General features: G+C 56.9%; 3 protein-coding genes. 2 read left to right on the top strand and 1 reads right to left on the bottom strand.

The features are described 5' to 3' along the window. Positions 1-113 precede the first annotated feature (113 nt). On the top strand, positions 114-1,415 hold the full coding sequence (locus OKC31_RS21490; protein ID WP_032494807.1) for a ParB/RepB/Spo0J family partition protein: 1,302 nt from the start codon (positions 114-116) through the stop codon (positions 1,413-1,415). Positions 1,416-1,417: 2 nt separating this feature from the next. Further along, complete coding sequence (locus tag OKC31_RS21485) at positions 1,418-1,645, top strand: hypothetical protein (RefSeq protein ID WP_012477884.1); 228 nt, start codon at positions 1,418-1,420, stop codon at positions 1,643-1,645. Positions 1,646-1,770: 125 nt separating this feature from the next. Here OKC31_RS21485 and OKC31_RS21480 read toward each other — a convergent pair whose 3' ends face one another. Beyond that, positions 1,771-2,418, bottom strand: a complete 648-nt coding sequence (locus tag OKC31_RS21480) for a SprT-like domain-containing protein (RefSeq protein WP_077897378.1) — start codon at positions 2,416-2,418, stop codon at positions 1,771-1,773. Positions 2,419-2,481 lie beyond the last annotated feature (63 nt).

Here is a 2,481-nt window from a genome sequence, read left to right as displayed (position 1 = left end):
AAGACGGGAAGTTTCGGCCCTTACGGATGCCCGGAAAACCTTAGCGTACGATTTTTTCCGAATTCTGCGGGCTCCCCCTTTAGCATTATCTTTGAAAAAATGGGGGTGGCTGAATGAGTGGTAAAGGGGCAGACCTCAGCGGGCTGGATTCGTTCAACCTGTCCGACCTGATGGGCGGGCCTGGTGCCGCGCCAGTAGAGGCGGCGGAACCAGAGAATAACAACCTGCTGATTCGTGAAGTACCGATCAGCAAAATCCATCCAGACCCTAACAACAGTCGCCAGCGAGTAGACCCGGCAAAAATCACCGAACTGGCTGACTCTATGAAGGCGGTCAGTAAGGTAACAGGCAAACAACGGGGGGTGAAAAACCCCCTTAGCCTGAAGCCTCACCCGGAGCTTGAAGGCGAGTTTATGATTAACGCCGGTTATCGGCGTTACCTGGCCGCACAGGAAGCGGGCCTTGATACCGTCCCGGCGTTTATCGACTCTGACGCCGACGAGTACGATAACGCCGTCGATAACATTCAACGGGAGGGGCTGACGGCCCTCGAAATGGCCCACTTCATCCAGCGTCAAATCGACAACGGAGACAAGAAATCAGAGATTGCCGGAAAGCTGGGTAAGCCCGCTTCGTTCGTGTCTGACCATATCAGCTTTTTCGAGTTGCCGGATTGCATTCGTGAGCTGTACGACTCGGGCCGATGCGTGTCCGTTCAAGCCTTGGCTATCCTGCATCGTTCATTCAAGAACTACCCCGACGAGGTGGAAACCTATTGCATCGAAAGCATGGTTGCCGAGGATGGGGACGAACTGACAACGGCAGACGTTCGCCGCTTCTGTAATGACCTGAAGAACCCGAGCACGGAGCCGGACAGTGACGACCAGGGCGGCGCAGGCTTGCCAGGTGCAGACGGCGACAAAGAGCCGGACAGTGACGACCAGGGCGGCGCAGGCTGGCCAGGTGCAGGCGGCGACAAAGAGCCGGACAGTGACGACCAGGGCGGCGCAGGCTGGCCAGGTGCAGGCGGCGACAAAGAGCCGGACAGTGACGACCAGGGCGGCGCAGGCTGGCCAGGTGCAGGCGGCGACAAGGAGCCGGACAGTGACGACCAGGGCGGCGCAGGCTGGCCAGGTGAAGGCGATAAGGACAAGCAACAGCCGTTGACCATCGACGGTGCCCCGATTGGCGGGGGCGGGCCGGATGCGGCGGCTAATGCCCTGCTGAACGCTGACGAGCAACAAGGCAAAATCAAGAAGCCGATCATTCAGGTGCGCTATGACGAGCGACCGGCTCGCCTGTTGTCCAGTCGCCGCGCTGCATATGGTTTGGGCTGGCTGAAGTACGACGACGACGGGGAAGAAATCGAAGTTGATCTGAACCAAGTTCAGCTTGTTGCTGTTATCGAGGGCTGACCATGACGGCAAAAGCGAAAACCTACTTTGCCGCTGCTGTTGCCGTTGGAGTGCTGTTGTTGTTCGCGGCCTATCCATTGCTGAAGGACAGTCAAACCCTGTTGGCCTGGCTGGCCATTATTGCAACGGTGGCCGTGCTTGTGCTGGCGGTGCCGTCGAGAATAGGCCGCAGCTTTTACCAGGCGACGTTAGCCGCCTGGCGCAAGCTGGCAAATGGCGGGAACAACTGAAGTCACAGAACGAACAAGGGGGCCAAAATCGGCCCCCTTACTTTTGGCGTTTAATCTAGCCCTTGGGGCGTGGTGAACTAGCGAAGTCTGTTCACCACGAACCGAGGGCCGACAAGCGAAGCGCGTCAGTTAGCGGCCTCAAAAGCCGTGTCACAGTCTCCGCATAGGACGTTTAGGCCAGGCTTGCCCCAAATGTTCGCCTGGCAGAGCGGGCAAGTATATTTTTCCCGATTCGACTTATTCGGGCGCTCCCCTGGCTCAAATGTGATTTCTCCATCCTCAACAGAGATCCCAGCCAGCCCCATGATAGAAAGATCCCCGGCCATTTCATCGGTGGTGCCGTTGGCGATTGCTGCCATCAGCTTTTCACGACTGGGGAAGCGATCCATCCAACTGATCCGATAGTCATCCGTCATCAGGCTTTCATATGCTTCCAAGAAGCGCCCGCCCTCAATGGCATAATCCGCCATCTTGTCGCCGGTTCGTGCTCCACCAGGTGCGCCGGTGCTGCTTGGCATTAGTCCGATAGCTTCCATGAAGTCGGCCCATTCCTTGTTGTGATAGCCACGCCGCCCAGGCTTGCCGAAATGGTGCTGCCATAGGTGGCACATTTCGTGGCAAAGCGTTTGCATAATTTCTTCGGGGGGGCATACGGCGAAGTAAGCCGGATTCATGGCGATTTCGTCCGTCCGGGTTCCTTGGGAGTTAACGAACCTCTCCGGGCTGAAATAGCCATAGGTTTGTTTTTCTCGTTGGAGGTGTAGGAGAGGAATAAAGTTTCATACTAAGCAGTCAAGTAACCCTGTTTGTACCGTTCTAAATGATACTCACCCAGA

Source organism: Aeromonas sp. Y293-4, from assembly GCF_027705905.1.
Classification (GTDB): Bacteria; Pseudomonadota; Gammaproteobacteria; order Enterobacterales; family Aeromonadaceae; genus Aeromonas; species Aeromonas veronii.
The sequence above is the reverse complement of the archived record's forward strand: the minus strand, read 5'-3'. Positions and strand labels throughout refer to the sequence as shown.